This window comes from Streptomyces sp. NPDC038280 (assembly GCF_055600045.1).
The window spans coordinates 80,996-97,010 of record NZ_JBVJYZ010000001.1 but is presented as its reverse complement, the minus strand read 5'-3'; the positions used below and the strand labels follow the sequence as shown (position 1 = coordinate 97,010).

Sequence of the window (16,015 nt, the reverse complement as noted above, 5' to 3'; positions counted from 1 at the left end):
CCGGCATGGTGACGACGCGCTATGTGCACGCCAAGAAGGGCGTCCGATCAGGGCAGTTCGACAGCAGGGACAAACCGGCGCGGACCATCGGGGACGCCCTGCGAGTGGCCGGACGCGGAGACACCGTCATCGTCCTGGACAACGCCACCTACGCGGAGGACGAGCTCGTCCTGGACAAGCCACTCACCCTGACCAGTGAGCATCTCGTCTCGAATCCGTCGGCCGACCCCACGGCCCCGCGCTTCGACCTCACCAAACTGCCCGCGATCACCCCGAAGAAGGGGGCGCACCACCGGGTCCTGCGCATCGGGGCCGGGATCAGGGACCGCGCGGGCTTCGGCCCGGTGGTCGTCCGTGGTTTGCGGATCACCGGCGGGCACTCCGTCCACAAGCCCCAGGACCCCGCGCTGGGAGCCGGCGGTGGAATCGCCGTGGTCGACGCGGACGACGTCCTCATCGAGCGGTGCGCGATCCTCGGCAACACCACGGAATCCGCGCCGTTTCCGGCGTGGCCCGAAGCGTCACGGAAGGCACTGCGCAGCCATGTCGTCGATCTGATCGGCGATATCGTCTCGCCCGCGGCGGTCAAGGCGGTCAACTTCGTCATCGCGCTGGCCAACCCTTTGATCGCGCTGATCCGGCCCGGGCTCGTACTGCCGCCCCTGGACCGGTCGGCCCTGCTCGCCGACGTCGAGCGCCGCTTCGACGCCCGCGTACCGGCCGGGACCACGGCCAACTGGCTGGCGGGCCAGGCCTTCGGCGGCGGCCTGGCCACCGTCTGGGCGAGCCCGACCGTACGCAAGTGCCTGATCCGGGGGAACAGCGCACAGGGACGCGGCGGCGGAATGGCGGTCGTCGGCTATGGCTGGCCGACGCTGGACGGCTGTTGGATCGACCGGAACCGTTCCGGCAGCCGGGGCAGGCTGGACGGCGGCGGCATCGGCTGTGAGGTCGCGCTCCCCGGCAAGCTCACCCGCGATCTCAATGAACTCGATCTGATCCGCTTCCTCGTCGACAAGGGCGCGGCTGCCCGCGCCGCCGTTCTCTCACCCGGGACGATCATCGGCCTCACTCCCGGGGATCTCGTCGACTACGTGCGCTGGCTCGCCGATCCGTTCCATCCCAACCCGGTGCTGACCAACGCCAAGCGGATCCTGCTCGACCTCGTCAACCTCCGCCTCGACGACGCCCTCATGCACGCCTTCTACGCCCTCTCCGCCTCGGCGCTCCGCCTCGGCCGCTGGGACGCCTGGCAGGAGCAGGAGATCACGGACGCGAGGGCCAAGGCGGTGACGGTGAAGGAGTCCCGCCTCACGGGAAACGTCTGCGCCGACGACGGCGGCGGGCTGTACGCGTCCGTGCTCTCCCCGGTGCGGCTCACCGGCACCGAGATCTCCGGCAACACCGCCGGCAGCATGGGCGGAGGCCTCCGGCTCACCATGGGGTCGGCCGGGGTGATCGACGGCTGCACGATCAGCGCGAACACCTCACGAGGCGCGGAGGCCCCGCCCCGGCCGGGCGAGAAACGCAAGGCCAAACCGGGCGGCGGGGGCATCGCCGCCCGCAACGCGGGCCTCACCCTGACGGCCACGAGGATCGGCCGCGCCGCCGGCCGCACCGCCTCCACGCCCGCCGCCGATTCCAACGTCACCAGCGACCGCCCCGGCGGCGGCATCGTCTACTTCGCCGACACCGAGGGCAACATGGGACCGGTTCCCGACATGTGGACCGCGATCCTCCGGGAGGTCTTCGAGGTCACCAAGGTCACCGTCCGCATCGACGCGTCCTGCGCCATCACGGGCAACGCGGCAGGATTCAACGAACACCGCGCGCCTGTGGGCACGCCGCAATTCGCCAAAGGGGGTGGGGTGTTCGCGCTCCAGGGGGAGTTCCCGGACGCCCCGCGCCTGGAGCTGACCATCGAGGCGGTACGGTCCACGGTCCACCACAACATCGCCGCCAACCGGAAATACACCTCGGCCGCCCAGCCCGGTGCGGCCATCGCCACGGCGGACGACATATGCCTTCAGGACCTCATCGGCCACAAGGAGTGGACCGAGTCCAACGACGGCCCGCTCCTGAAGGGAGGCAAGGACCTCACCTTCCGCCCCTGAGGACCGCCGCCGAAGCGCACTCCGGGGTCGGGAGGGTCAGGGGCGGTAGCGCAGCGGGTGCTCCTCCGGGACCTCCACCAGGGCGATCCGCACCCCGTCCGGATCGAGGACCCACATCTCGACGAGCCCCCACGGCTCGACCGTCGGCGGACGCACCACCTCGACGCCCCGCCGCTCCAGCTCCGCATGGGCGGAGCGCACGTCCGCGACCTGGAGCCACAGCCGGAGCCCGGGCGCCGCAGGCGCGTCGGCGCGCCCGGACACCTCGAGGAAACCGCCGCCGAGGAAGTAGACCGTGCCGCGCTCGGGCCCCGTGCCGAACTCCCGGTAGACGGCGAGGCCCAGCGCCTCGCCGTAGAAGGCGCGCGAGCGCTCGGGATCGGTGGGACGGAGCAGGATCCTGCTGCTCAGTACGTGCACCATGCGAGGCACCCTAGCCGCCGGCGTCACGGGCCTCCGCGACACGCCATGCCGTTGAACATTCCACTAGGATTTCCATGCGGGTACCCCGCCTCCCGGCACCCGGACCGGAATAGGTTGAGCATCATGAGCAATCTAGATCGCCAGGCCGCGCTCTCCGTCTGCGGCGGCCGCGGCTTCGTCGCGGCCGAGCCGGTGCGCGAGCTCCTCAGCCCGCGTCACGTCCAGCTCGGCGAGTCGACCGAAGTGCGCCGTCTGCTGCCCAACCTCGGGCGCCGCATGGTCGGTGCCTGGGCCTTCGTCGACCACTACGGTCCTGATGACATCGCCGACGAGCCCGGTATGCAGGTCCCGCCGCACCCGCACATGGGGCTGCAGACCGTCAGCTGGCTGCACGACGGCGAGGTACTGCACCGCGACAGCACGGGCAGCCTCCAGACCGTGCGCCCGCGCGAGCTCGGGCTGATGACCTCGGGCCGGGCCATCTCCCACTCCGAGGAGAGCCCCCGTCCGCACGCCCGCTTCCTGCACGGCGCCCAGCTCTGGGTCGCCCTGCCCGACGCCCACCGCCACGTCGAACCCCACTTCCAGCACCACGCGGACCTCCCGCGCGTGACCGCGGGCGGCCTCACGGCGACCGTGATCCTGGGCGAACTCGACGGCGCGCGCTCACCCGGCTCCACCTACACGCCCCTGCTCGGCGCCGACCTCGCCCTCACCAGCGGCACGGAGACCAGCCTCCCCCTGGACCCCGACTTCGAGTACGCCGTCCTCGCCATGTCGGGCGAGGCTCATGTCGACTCCGTCCCCCTGCTCCCCGGCTCCATGCTCTACCTCGGCTGCGGCCGCACCGAACTGCCCCTGCGCGCCGAGTCGGACGCGGGCCTGATGCTGCTCGGGGGTGAGCCGTTCGAGGAGGAGATCGTCATGTGGTGGAACTTCATCGGACGCTCCCACGAGGAGATCGAACAGGCCCGGGACGACTGGATGAACTCCACCCGCTTTGGCGAGGTCCACGGCTACGACGGGGGCCGGCTCCCCGCCCCCGAACTCCCGCCGGTGGCGCTGAAACCACGGGGCCGGGTGCGCTGACCCGCGGGGGTGGCCGGCTGGAAGTGCCCTGCCCGCAGGCCCCCGGACACACGCGGACCTGGATCATCGCGTACCGTCCGGGGCCTCAGCCGCCGCATGCCGACGGAATGTGGTGAGCCCTGCGGCGGGAAGCCGTACCGTCAGTGGCCCCCCGGGCCGACACCGGTCGCCTCGGCCCGGAGGGCGCCGGACACGGCCCGGGCCGGCGCTTCTAGCTCTTCGACGCCTCGTCGTGGGCGGTTGCCGTGGCGCGCTCGCCGTCCTGGACCTGCTGGAGGCGCTTGAGCGTGGCGGTGAGCATGTCCTGGGCAGGGGTCGTGTCGCCACCGGTGCCCTGGATCTTCACCTTGATGTTGACTCTGCCGGAGCGGCTGAAGGCGGAGACCGAGTCCTCGCTCAGCCCGGGATTCACGACGAACGTCGCCTCGTCGCCGATCTCCTTCTTGGGGCGCTGCTCCTTGTTCTTCTCGCTCCCCTTCCACACCGTGTACGTGCTCTGGGCGTTCTCCGGGGTGTCGAACAGGCAGATCCGGACTTCCATCATGTTGTCCGTGGAGCCCTGGTAGAGGTAATCGGCGTCACCGCCCCGCACCCAGCCCCTGGGCGCGGACTCGTCCTTCGTGTCCTTCGACTCGGTGCAGTACTGGCCCTCGGTCGCCGACTTGCCGCGGTACGGCTCCCAGCCGGGGAGTATCTCTCCGATGCCCGGCAACGCCTGGGAGATCTCGCCCTGGCTGAGGTTTTTCGTGATCGGCTTGACGGCATCGCCAAGCGGTCCCTGGTCTGCCGCGTTCTGCGCGTCGCTGGAGGAGCAGGACGTGAGAGTGACAAGACCGAGGAGGGCGGCGAGAACAGTGGTACGTGTACGTGACATGAACACACCCTATGCGGCGATGATCCACACGTGATCAACGCGCCGTCGAGGGGACCCTGATCGCCCCGTTTCAGGCGCTCCGTGCGTCCTGTGGCGACGCCGCGGTCGGAAGCGGTGCTCCCTCGCCGTTCGCGGCGGTCGAACCGCCTCCTGCGCCCACGCTTCGCCCGGTCAACCAGGTGGCCGAGACGGTGAAGTTGGCCTCCGTGGCCGCCTTGGCGATCACCGCTCCCGCTTCTGCGGTGATCTTGATTCCGAACTGGACGTTCACCTCGTCCGGAGGGGCCGCCGCGGAACGCAGTTGGTCCACGACCGCGTCGACAGCCGGGCGCACGCGGGACAGGGCGTCCTGCAGCGTGCGCGCGCTTGAGCGCAGGGCGTCGTCGCCCCTGCCCACGCGCTCGATCGAGGGAAGGTCATCCTGAACCTCCACCCAGACCGTGCCACCCTCGGCCAAGTGCATCTCGATCAGTTCGGGCATGTTCCGGAACCCTTCCGTCCAGTGGGAAGCAGAGTGCAACTCCCCTGCAGAACAAGGGGTGTTCTGCCATGCTTATCAGAATTGCGGGGTCGCAGAGCGCAGGGGGAGGCCCAACACCGGTGGCCCGTGAGTCAGACAGTGTGACGACCGGTTCCGCGGGGGCCGCCGTGCCGGCCGCCGTCAGTCCCCTGGGTGCCGCGGTCGCGCGGGTATGGGGCCCGAACGGGCGGCCGGTGGGGGGAGCCTTCCTTGCCGCCCCGAACCGCCTGCTGACCTGTGCTCACGTCGTCAGCATGGCGCTCGGGAGGGACGGCGAGAGTTCCTCCCGTCCCTCGGAGCCGGTGACGGTGGACTTTCCGCTGGTGGCCCCGGGCGTACGGCTGACCGCCGAGGTCGAGCACTGGGTGCCGCCCGGTGGAACGGCCCCCGAGGACATCGCCGGGCTCCATCTCGCGGCCCCGCCCCCGTCCGCGGCCACCGTGGCGGCGCTGATCGACGCCCCGGAGACCTTTGATCTCGGTGCGGTGGTGCTGGGATTTCCCGAGCTGTCCGACAGCGGGGTGTGGAGCATCGGGCGGCTGAGGGGTCGGCAAGCGCGCGGCTGGGTCCAGATCGATGTGGACGACACCAGCCAGTTCGACATCCGGAAAGGGTTCTCCGGCGTCCCGGTCTGGGACCCGGAGCGCGCGGCCGCCGTCGGCATGGTGGTGACCGCCTGGCGAGGCTCGGGCATCCGCAGCGCCTACATGGTGCCGACGGCCGGCCTGTTCGAGGGGTGGCCCCAACTGCGGGCCATGGCGCAGCCGCCCTCGCCCTTCCCGGGACTGCGCCCGTTCTCCGAATCGGAAGCGGACGTCTTCTTCGGGCGGGACGGGCTCTCCGAGCAGATCGTCCGGCGCAGCCGGGCCGCGCCGGTCGTCACCGTGATCGGGCCCTCCGGTGTCGGAAAGTCCTCGCTCGTCCGGGCAGGCGTGCTCCCCCGGCTGCGCGCGGAGCCCGGCACCCTGGTCGTACCCATGCGTCCCTCCGAGGCGCGTACGCCGTTGCGCTCCCTCGCGTTCGCGCTCGTTCGCGCACTCGCACCGGAGCGGACCGCGCCCGCCGCTGCCGCGACCGACGCATCGGACACCATCCGGCGTCTCGACCTGGTGACCGAGCTGGCCGCCCACATCACGCGGGATGGGCTACGGGAGATCACCGGAGCCGTACTCGACGCCCGGGGCGCCGAGCGGCTGCTGATCTTCGTCGACCAACTCGAGGAGGTCTTCGCCGCCTCCGACCAGGACGCGGACGACTTCGCCGCCGTGCTGCGGACGGCCGTTCCGGCATCCGGCGCGGGCGAGGGCGGCCGTGATTCCGGCGCATGGACCGACTCCCGGGTGCGGCTGCTGTGCGCGCTGCGCGCCGACTTCCTCGGCAGCGCCCTCAAGCGGCCCCTGTTCGGCTTCCTGGCGGACGGCGAACGGCTGCAGACCGTCGGTGAACTCGACGACACCGAACTGCGCCAGGCCGTTCTCGGACCACTCCGGAAGCTGCGTACGGTGAGGTACGAGGAGGGCCTGGTCAACCGCATCATGGACGAGGTCGGACACGCCCCAGGGCGCCTTCCGCTCGTCCAGTTCACCTTGTCCCAGCTGTGGGAACGCCAGCGGAACGGCCTGCTGACCCACGAGACCTACGACGACGTGGGCGGCGTTCAGAACGCTCTCGCGGATCATGCCGAACACATCTGGAGGGGGCTCGACAGCGGCGAACAGGCCCTGGCGTCCCGGCTGTTGACCCAGCTCGTGCATCCTCTGCCGGACCGGATGGCCTTCACCCGGCGCTCCGCTGCCCGCGCGGAGTTCGGGGACGACACCTGGGCCCTGGCCGGCCGCTTGGCCACATCCCGGGTGGTCGTCGTCCGGGAGTTGGCCGACGTACCACGGTCCGCCGCCGACGCCGGGACGGCGGAGGGGTCGGACGGCGAGCAGGCACGGCTCGGTGTGGAACTCGCGCACGACTCCCTGATCACCCGCTGGGAACGGCTCCACCAACTCGCGCTGCGCGACCGCGACTTCCGCATCTGGCAGGACGGCCTGCGCCGTCGGATCGAGGCGTGGCACAGCGAGGGCTGCCCGAAGCGACGACTGCTGCCGCTCTCCGACGCACGCGAGGCACGCCGGTGGATGCGTACGCACCCCGAGGAGATCGGTCAGGAAGAGCGCCGCTATCTCGCCGTGAGCCGACGCCGGCACCGCGCACTGGGTCTGCGGGCCGCGGCCGTGGTCACCGCGCTCGCCGTGACAGGCACGCTCATCTGGAGCGACCAGCAGGAGAAGCTGACGCACTCCGCGGCCCACTCCCTTGCCCAAGGCGCCGCGAAGCTGGAATACAACGACGCGTACGGCGCGGCGCAACTCGCGCTGCGAGCCCGTGCCACGGCGGTGACCAAGGAGACCAGCGCCCGGGTGCAGAGGAGCTACGGCGATCTGCACTCCGCGGATCTGCTGCTGCCCGACCCCAGTACCAAAGGCCCGGTGGGCGGCTCCGGGAGCGGCGACGGTGTGATGTCCGTCCACAACCCGTTCAGCGCGGACGGCAGGACGCTCGTCCTGACGGCCCCGGATCTCAAACCCGCGGTGTGGCGCATCGCGGCGGACGGCCACAGTGCGAAACGGCGCTCGCTCGACCTGTTCGACCCGGCGATGCAGGGACAGCGGCCGGTCATCGACGCGAGCGGACGGCACGCGGCGTTCATCACCCCGATGAGCCCCGCCGTCAACGAGAACTTCAAGGGGAACGCGTGCAGGCCACCCGATCGCTACGCGGTGGTGCAGAGCACGTGCCTGACGGTGTTCGACACGGACTCGGGCCGCCCCACGGTCGCTGTCCCGGTGAACGGCGTGGGGCGCGTAGCCACTGTGGACGCCATGAGCATCGATCCGTCCGCCAAGGTGATCGGGCTGTTGCTCAAGACAGCCAATGACACGTGGGAGTTGCAGCGGCGCGACCTCGCCACCGGCCGGCTCCTCACCACGACGACCCTGCACTGGAAGAGCTACATGGGTCTCAGGTCCGTGACCGGCTTCTGGCTGGCACCGGGCGGAGAGTCGGCGCTGGTACTGACGACGGGGGAGGGCGGCAAGCAACCCTACGTCCGTCATGAGCTCCGGAGGATCGAGCTCACCCGTGCGGAGGCCAACGCCCACGCGGAAGCGAAGGCAACGGTCCTGGCGCAGTACGCCGTCAACGGCGCCGTCGCTGTCTCGGGCGACGGAACGCGTGTCGCCGCCACACTCTCCCCCTCGGCCGACACATGGGGAACGGAGCTCTCTGTCTGGGACGTAGCCACGGGGGCCGTCGTCGCGAGGCTCCGCGGCCTCAGCGACTCGGTCGGCTCCGCCCGCATCACCCTCGACGGGACCGGGAGGAATCTGTACGCCACGGGGATGGACAACCTGGGAGAGCAGTGGCCCCAAGTGCCCCCGATCGACCCGTCCCATATGGACGCTCTGGAAAAGGTCATGGACGACCTCGACGAGAAGACGTCGACGAGGGTCTGGGTCTGGCGCGTGGGCGCGCGGGACCAACCGCGGAAGTCCGCCCTGCGCCTCTCCTCGGGATGGCGATCCGTGCAGGCCGTGGGTGACGGCCGCGAGGCCCGCCTGGCGTTGTTCACCGAAGGCGCGATCGGCGTCGTGGGCAGACAGGAGGGAAGGCTCCCCGAGCAGAGGCTCGTCCACCGGTCGGCCGACGCGTATTCCACCGACCCCGGCAAGGCCGCGGCCCACCTGTGCACCGCCTTGGCGACGTCCGTGGAGTCGGGCACCGTGAAGGAACTGACCCCTGACGGTGCGGCCACCGGGGATCCCTGCGACTGACTGGCCGGCTGTCGCCGTCCGGCCGCGGGTCGCAAAGACGGACTGACCCGTGTGGCAGCGCAGGACGGGACGGGACGGCCGGCGCACTCCGGAGGGCATGGTCATCGCCGAGAACCGACCCGCCCTGGGGCGGGGCGGCCCGGGTGATCGAGGCCCTCGCCCTCATCACCGGCCCGTGCCCGGTCGCATCCGCCTGGACAGCCGGCTCCCGAAGGGCACAGCCGTCCACGAGCTCGTAGATTGAAGGGGTGGGCATTTCTGCAGCCGGAGGAGGGCAGGCGGTCCCGGGGGAAGTCGACTACGCGGCGTTGTTCGCCGCCACCCCAAGTCCCTATCTGGTGCTGAACCCGGCGCTCGTGATCGTGGGCGTGAACGAGTCGTACTGTCAGGCGACCGGCCGCACCCGCGACGACCTGTTGGGTCAGTACCTGTTCGACGCCTTTCCGGACAACCCCGCCGACCCCCACGCGGACGGCGTCCGCAATCTCTCCGCATCGCTGCAGCGTGTTCTGGCCGCCCGCGAGCCGGACACCATGGCCGTGCAGAAGTACGACATTCCTCTCGTCGGCCAGCCCGGAGCCTTCGAGGAACGCTGGTGGTCCCCGGTCAACTCCCCCGTCCTCGACGAGGACGGCCACGTGGCGTGGATCATTCACCGGGTCGAGGACGTCACCAGTTTCGTCCGCGCCCGCAGCCACCAGCCCGCGCAGCCTCACCCGGGACGGGAAGCGTCGATGGAGAGCGAGCTGTATGCCCGCGCCCGCGAACTGCAACGTCTCAACGAGGAACTGCGCGCCGCGCACGCCCGTGAACGGCAGGTCGCCATCACGCTGCAGGAAGCGATGCTGCACACCCCGGACCTGGCCCACCACCCGGACGTCGCCGTGCGCTACCTGCCCGCCATCGGCTCACTGAACGTATGCGGGGACTGGTACGACGCCGTCGACCTGGCGGACGACCGGTTCACCATCGCCGTCGGCGACGTCGTCGGCCATGGACTCGAAGCCGCAACCGTCATGGGCATGCTTCGCAGCGCTCTCTCCGCGGCCAGCCGCGCGGTCGCCGGACCGGCCCAGGCGCTGGAAGTACTCGGCCTTTACGCCCGGTCGGTGCAGGACGCCCTGGCCGCGACCGCGGTCACGGTACTGGTCGACACCCGCTCGAAACTGATCGTCTACTCCAGCGCCGGTCACCCCCCGCCCGTCCTCACGCATGCCGACGGCACCTTCGCACTACTGGACCAGGCCACGGACCCGCCCCTCGGTGCCCGGCCGGAGCACGTACCCCGCCCCCAGGCCGGCGCCGCGTACGGCCGCGGCGACACCCTCGTCCTCTACACCGACGGCCTGATCGAACACCGCGACGAGGACATCGACACCAGCCTGAACCGGCTCACCGCCGCCCTGACCGCCCTGCGCCACCTCAGCCCCGAGCGCCTGGCCGACGCCCTCCTCGAGCGCCTCGGTGTCGCCGGAGGCGCCCGAGACGACATCGCGCTGGTCGTCGTCCGTCTCTAGGACCGTCCGGCGGGTCCTGGAGGTCAAGGGGGTCGCTGACTTGGTCGACACCCGAGTGGAGGTGCTTCGCGCGCGGAGCACCGCGAGCCCGCCTACGCTGATCGTGGATCACTCGGGGGGCCGAGCGACGGGCCGGTCGAGAGCCGGCAGGAAGCAGGCTCACATGGCTGAGCGGCTCAAAAAGCTGGGGCTGGTAGGAGAGCTGTCGGCCGAATTCCTCGGCACCATGGTTCTCATCCTCTTCGGTTGCGGCGTGGTCGCCCAAGTGGTGGCGGGCGGTGCCCTCACGGACCCCCCGGGCGGCCTCGGAAACCACGACAGCATCGCCTGGGCATGGGGCCTCGGCGTCACTCTCGGCGTCTACGTGGCGGCACGGCTGAGTGGTGCCCACCTCAATCCCGCGGTGACGCTGGCCCTGGCCGTGTTCAAGGGTTTCCCCTGGAGCAGGGTGGCGCCCTACGCGCTGGCCCAGACGGCGGGTGCCTTCGTGGCGGCCCTGCTGGTGCGGTGGAACTACACCGAGGCGCTGGCGAAGGCGGACCCCGGGCACACCATCAAGACGCAGGGCGTGTTCTCCACGCTGCCGGCCAACGGCAATCCGAACCTGCCGGTTCACGAGTGGGGCGCGTTTCGGGACCAGGTCATCGGCACGGCGATCCTGCTGCTGCTCATCATGGCGATCACCGACCTGCTGAACACGCCCCCCGGCGCCAATCTGGCCCCGTTCATCATCGGCCTGGTCGTCGTGGCGATCGGCATGGCCTGGGGTACCGACGCCGGCTACGCCATCAACCCCGCGCGCGACTTCGGTCCCAGGCTGGCGAGTTTCCTCACCGGCTACGGCGGAGCGTGGCGAGACCAGTACGGGAACCTCTACTTCTGGGTCCCGATCGTCGGGCCGCTCATCGGCGGTCTGCTCGGAGCCTTCGTGTACAAGGTCTTCGTCGGCAGGTTCCTGCCGACCGCGGAACCGGAGCCGCCCGGTCGCGTTCCCACCCCCGAGGGGTGAGCGGCCTCCTGTGAGGCCGTCACCCAGTCCTTCCCACAGAAGAGGCGGAATGCCATGGCGGACTTCGTCGGCGCGGTGGACCAGGGAACCACGAGCAGCCGTTTCATGATTTTCGACCACGCCGGCAACGAGGTGGCGCGACACCAGCTGGAGCACGCCCAGATTCTCCCGCGGTCGGGTTGGGTCGAACACGACCCGGTGGAGATCTGGGAACGCACCAACTCGGTGATCCAGAACGCCCTCCGGCACGGGAACCTGTCGCCGGAGGACCTGGCGGCGATCGGCATCACCAACCAGCGGGAGACGACCGTCGTCTGGGACCCCCGCAACGGACGCCCGTACTACAACGCCATCGTCTGGCAGGACACCCGCACCGACTCGATCGCGGCCGCCCTGGAGCGATCGGGCCAGGGCGACGTGATCCGCCGCAAGGCGGGGCTGCCGCCGGCGACGTACTTCTCCGCCGGCAAGGTCCAGTGGATCCTGGAGAACGTCGACGGCGTCCGCGAGGCGGCGGAGCGGGGCCACGCCTTGTTCGGCAACACCGACGCGTGGGTTCTGTGGAACCTCACGGGCGGACCCGACGGCGGCATCCACGCCACCGACGTGACCAACGCCAGCCGCACCATGCTGATGAACCTCGAAACCCTCGACTGGGACGACGAGTTGCTGGGCTTCTTCAACATCCCGCGGTCGATGCTGCCCACCATCAACCCGTCCTCCCACCGGGAGGCGTTCGGCGTGACCCGCAGCTCACGGCCGCTGCGGGCCGCCATCCCCATCACCGGCGTCCTCGGCGACCAGCAGGCGGCAACCGTCGGACAGGTCTGCTACGCGCCCGGCGAGGCCAAGAACACCTACGGCACCGGCAACTTCCTGGTCCTGAACACCGGTACCGAACTGGTCCGCTCCGAACACGGCCTGCTGACCACGGTGGCGTACCAGTTCGGCGACAGCCCGGCGATCTACGCCCTGGAGGGTTCCATCGCGGTCACCGGCTCCGCGGTGCAGTGGCTGCGCGACCAGATGAAGATCATCAAGACCGCGGCCGAGAGCGAGACGCTGGCCCGCACGGTGAACGACAACGGCGGCATGTACTTCGTCCCGGCCTTCTCAGGTCTGTTCGCCCCGTACTGGCGCTCCGACGCCCGCGGCGCGATCGTCGGCCTCGCCCGGTACAACGACAACGGACACCTGGCGCGGGCCACTCTGGAGGCCATCTGCTACCAGAGCCGCGACGTGGTGGAGGCCATGGAGCAGGACTCCGGGGTCCACCTGGACGTGCTCAAGGTCGACGGCGGTGTGACGGCGAACGATCTGTGCATGCAGATCCAGGCCGATGTCCTCGGCGTACCGGTCAGCCGGCCCGTCGTCGCCGAGACGACCGCGCTGGGCGCCGCCTACGCGGCCGGTCTGGCCACCGGCTTCTGGCGCGACACGGACGAACTGCGCACCCACTGGCAGGAGTCCAAGCGCTGGGAGCCCCAGTGGTCCGAGGACCAGCGGGCGCAGGGGTACGCGGACTGGAAGCGGGCCGTGGAGCGCACACTCGACTGGGCCAAGGTCGAATAGGCCCGCGCCCGACCGGGGCAGCGCCGTGGTGGGAGCCGCGGCGCGGCCGCCGGTGTCCTCGGCACTGCCGGGCGACGGCTCGCCCGCCCGGGGCAACACGGTCAGAGGGCTTCGTCGTTCCATTGGTCCAGCAGGATGTCGCCCAGGTTCCCGGCGGGTTCGACGGCTCCGCCGCGCAGGGATTGTTCGGTCCAGATGACCTTGCCGGTGGGGGTGTAACGGGTGCCCCAGCGTTCGGCGTACTGGGCCACGAGGAACAGGCCGCGGCCGCCCTCATCGGTGGTCTTGGCCCGGCGGAGACGGGGTGAGGTGCTGCTGCCGTCGGAGACCTCGCAGATCAGGGCGCCGTCGTGCAGCAGCCGGACGGTGATGGGCTCGGCGCCGTAGCGGATGGCGTTGGTGATCAGCTCGCTGAGGACGAGTTCGGCGGCGAAGCCGATCTCCTCCAGCCCCCACTCCGCCAGGCGGCGGGCGCAGGCGCCGCGGACGCGGCCCACCGCCGCCGGGTCGCGCGGCACATCCCATTCGGCGACCTTCGAGGGGTCGAGCCGCCGGGTCCCGGCCACCAGCAGCGCGATGTCATCGCTGGGGCGGGCGGGCAGCACGGCCTCGATCACCGCCGCGCAGGTCTCTTCCGCGGTCCGGCCACCGACGGCCAAGGCCTCGCGCAGGGCCTCCGTGCCGGTGTCCAGATCGCGGGCGCGGTCCTCGACCAGACCGTCGGTGTAGAGCACCAGTCGGGAGCCCTCGGGCAGGACGAGCTCAGCGGTTTCGAAGGGCAAGCCGGCACCGAGGCCCAGGGGCGGGCAAACCGGCAGGGCCGGGAAGGTCACGGTTCCGTCGGGGTGGACGAGCGCCGGCCCGAGGTGGCCGGCGGTGGCGGCGGCGACCCGTCCGGAGACCGGGTCGTAGATGGCGTACAGACAGGTGGCGCCGGTGATCTCCTGCCCGTCCTGCTCCTGATCGGCGGCCTCGTCGGCGTCGATGTGGGCCACCAGTTCGTCAAGACGGGTCAGCAGCTCGTCGGGAGGCAGGTCCAGGGTGGAGAAGTTGTGCACCGCGGTGCGGAGCCGGCCCATGGTCGCCGCGGCGTGCAGGCCGTGGCCGACGACGTCACCGACCACCAGCGCCACACGGGCGCCGGAGAGCGGGATGACATCGAACCAGTCGCCGCCCACGCCTTCCCGGGCCGGCAGGTAGCGGTAGGCCAGTTCGAGGGCGTTCTGCTCGGGCAGGCCCCGGGGCAGGAGGCTGCGCTGCAGGGTGACGGCCATGGCGTGTTCGCGGGTGTAGCGGCGGGCGTTGTCGATCGCGACCGCCGCCCGGGCGGCCAGCTCCTCGGCGAAGGACGTGTCGTCCTCCTCGAAGGGCGCGGAGGCGTTCGCCCGCCAGAAGTTCGCCACTCCGAGGAGCATGCCGCGCGCCCGCATCGGGACCACGAGGAGGGAGTGGACGCCCTGGTCCAGGACCCGCCGGGCACGCTCGGGATCCTGCGCCCGCCAGCCGTCGGAGGTGCTCAGGTCCGTCTCCAGAACGGCCCGGCCGCCGATCACCGCGGCGGCGACCGGATGAGCGGGCACGAACCGGATCAGTTCCCCGACGGGGTAGAGGGGATGCTCCCCTTCCCGTCCGACGGACGCGGCGCGCCGCATCTCGGTGCTCGCCTCCTGCGGCTCCTCGCCATGCAGGACCGGGTCCAGCAGCTCCACCGTGACGACATCGGCGAAGCGGGGGACGGACACCTCCGCCAGTTCCTCGGCGGTGCGCGTCACGTCCAGCGTGGTCCCGATCCGCATCCCCGCGTCGTACAGGAGGTTCAGCCGCTGCCGTGCGACCTCCGCACGGCCGGTCACCGCCGTCAGCTCCGTGGTGTCCCGCAGGGTGACCACGCTGCCCGCCTGCCCGCCGAAGGGCGCGGTGGGCCGTTTGTTCACTGCCAGCAGCCGGTCCCCGGCCAGGTGGACGGCATCCGTGACCGGCCCGCCCGACGCCAGTAGCCGTGCCGTTTCCCCGTCCAGCCCCAGTTCCTCCACGCGCCTGTGCCCCGGGTCCTCGGGCAGGCCGAGCAGCCGTCGCGCCTCGTCGTTGGCCAGCACCACCCGCCCGCCGCCGTCGGTGATCAGCACGCCTTCCCGTACCGCGTGCAGCACCGCGTCGTGGTGCTCGTACATCCGCGTCATCTCCTCCGGGCCCAGTCCGCGCGTCTGCCGCCGGAGCCGCCTGGAGACCAGCGCGGTCCCCGTGGTGAACAGTGCCAGCGCGGCCGCGCCAGTGCCGAGGATCAGCGGCAGCTGCCGTTCGACGAGGTCGCCGACGTTCTCCACGGTGATCCCGGCGGACACCAGACCGACGACCGAGCCGTCGGCGCCGGTCACCGGGACCACCGCCTGGACGGCCGTACCCACGCCCGCGGGCAGCGGCGGCCCGCCGGCGTGCTCGACGACGGTTCCGCCTCTCAGCGCCGGGGCGATGGTGCCGACGAACTTCTTCCCGATCTCCTTCGGATCGGGATAGGTCAGCCGAATCCCCTGCGTGTCCATGACGAGGATGAAGTCGACGCCCGCCCTCTTCCAGGCCGCTTCGGCGCGCGGCTGCAGCACGGCCGTCGGATCCCGGCTCTTCAGCGCCTCGACCGTCCCCGGGGCGTTCGCGAACGTCTCGGCCGCCGTGAGCGAGAGCCGCTCGGCCTCGCGTTCGCTGCCACGATTGGCCTGGACGACCAGTGCCGTCACACCGGCCGCGACCAGGAGCAGCACGATGACGACCTGAAGAGCGAACACCTGTCCGGCGGCGCTGTGGAGGTTCAGCAGGGAACGCAGTCCCGATCCGGCGCCGCGGCGTCCTCCCGCGGGCCCGTCGTGAGCGTGCGAAGGGCGTACGGACTGGCGCCTCAACCGGCTCTTCGGGCGGAAACGCCCCTCTTCCTTCATGGCCACTTTCTACCGCGCCCACCTTCCCAAGAGCGGTAGGCCCTGGACGGCGTGGACGGCGAGAACAGGGCGGCGTGGGCCGTCCAGCGGTGTCGGCCGTCGCCCGGACGACCCGGACGACGACACCCGTCGCGCCCCGGGGG

At 71.0% G+C, this 16,015-nt stretch carries 10 protein-coding genes; 6 read left to right on the top strand and 4 right to left on the bottom strand.

Annotated elements, in window-relative coordinates:
• Positions 1-5: 5 nt before the first annotated feature.
• Positions 6-2,114, top strand: coding sequence for a hypothetical protein (locus ACZ7J0_RS00440; RefSeq protein WP_470882758.1), 2,109 nt, complete (start codon positions 6-8; stop codon positions 2,112-2,114).
• 36 nt (positions 2,115-2,150) lie between these two features.
• On the opposite strand, the gene ACZ7J0_RS00435 is transcribed toward ACZ7J0_RS00440, so the two are convergent.
• Positions 2,151-2,537 carry a VOC family protein gene (locus ACZ7J0_RS00435; protein WP_470882757.1) on the bottom strand — a complete coding sequence of 129 codons (387 nt, stop codon included), beginning with the start codon at positions 2,535-2,537 and terminating at the stop codon, positions 2,151-2,153.
• Between the two features lie 123 nt (positions 2,538-2,660).
• Here ACZ7J0_RS00435 and ACZ7J0_RS00430 point away from each other — a divergent pair, with 123 nt between their 5' ends.
• Entirely contained in the window at positions 2,661-3,626 is a 966-nt protein-coding gene (locus ACZ7J0_RS00430; protein ID WP_470882756.1) for a pirin family protein, read from the top strand.
• Positions 3,627-3,837: 211 nt separating this feature from the next.
• On the opposite strand, the gene ACZ7J0_RS00425 is transcribed toward ACZ7J0_RS00430, so the two are convergent.
• Entirely contained in the window at positions 3,838-4,500 is a 663-nt protein-coding gene (locus ACZ7J0_RS00425) for a hypothetical protein (RefSeq protein WP_470882755.1), read from the bottom strand.
• A gap of 70 nt (positions 4,501-4,570) precedes the next feature.
• Positions 4,571-4,981, bottom strand: coding sequence for a CU044_2847 family protein (locus tag ACZ7J0_RS00420; protein WP_470882754.1), 411 nt, complete (start codon positions 4,979-4,981; stop codon positions 4,571-4,573).
• A gap of 293 nt (positions 4,982-5,274) precedes the next feature.
• On the opposite strand from ACZ7J0_RS00420, the gene ACZ7J0_RS00415 reads away from it, so the two are divergent.
• From ACZ7J0_RS00415 to glpK, 4 genes are all read left to right on the top strand, one after another.
• The gene (locus tag ACZ7J0_RS00415; protein ID WP_470882753.1) at positions 5,275-8,844 is read left to right on the top strand and encodes an nSTAND1 domain-containing NTPase; all 3,570 of its coding nucleotides are present in this window, start codon (positions 5,275-5,277) and stop codon (positions 8,842-8,844) included.
• A 248-nt stretch (positions 8,845-9,092) separates the two neighbouring features.
• Complete coding sequence (locus ACZ7J0_RS00410) at positions 9,093-10,361, top strand: SpoIIE family protein phosphatase (protein WP_470882752.1); 1,269 nt, start codon at positions 9,093-9,095, stop codon at positions 10,359-10,361.
• Between the two features lie 163 nt (positions 10,362-10,524).
• The gene (locus tag ACZ7J0_RS00405) at positions 10,525-11,370 is read left to right on the top strand and encodes an MIP/aquaporin family protein (RefSeq protein WP_470882751.1); all 846 of its coding nucleotides are present in this window, start codon (positions 10,525-10,527) and stop codon (positions 11,368-11,370) included.
• A gap of 54 nt (positions 11,371-11,424) precedes the next feature.
• Positions 11,425-12,942 carry a glycerol kinase GlpK gene (gene glpK / locus ACZ7J0_RS00400; protein ID WP_470882750.1) on the top strand — a complete coding sequence of 506 codons (1,518 nt, stop codon included), beginning with the start codon at positions 11,425-11,427 and terminating at the stop codon, positions 12,940-12,942.
• A gap of 101 nt (positions 12,943-13,043) precedes the next feature.
• Here the strand turns inward: glpK and ACZ7J0_RS00395 are convergent, their stop codons facing one another.
• Positions 13,044-15,872, bottom strand: coding sequence for a SpoIIE family protein phosphatase (locus tag ACZ7J0_RS00395; RefSeq protein ID WP_470882749.1), 2,829 nt, complete (start codon positions 15,870-15,872; stop codon positions 13,044-13,046).
• Between the last annotated feature and the right edge of the window lie 143 nt (positions 15,873-16,015).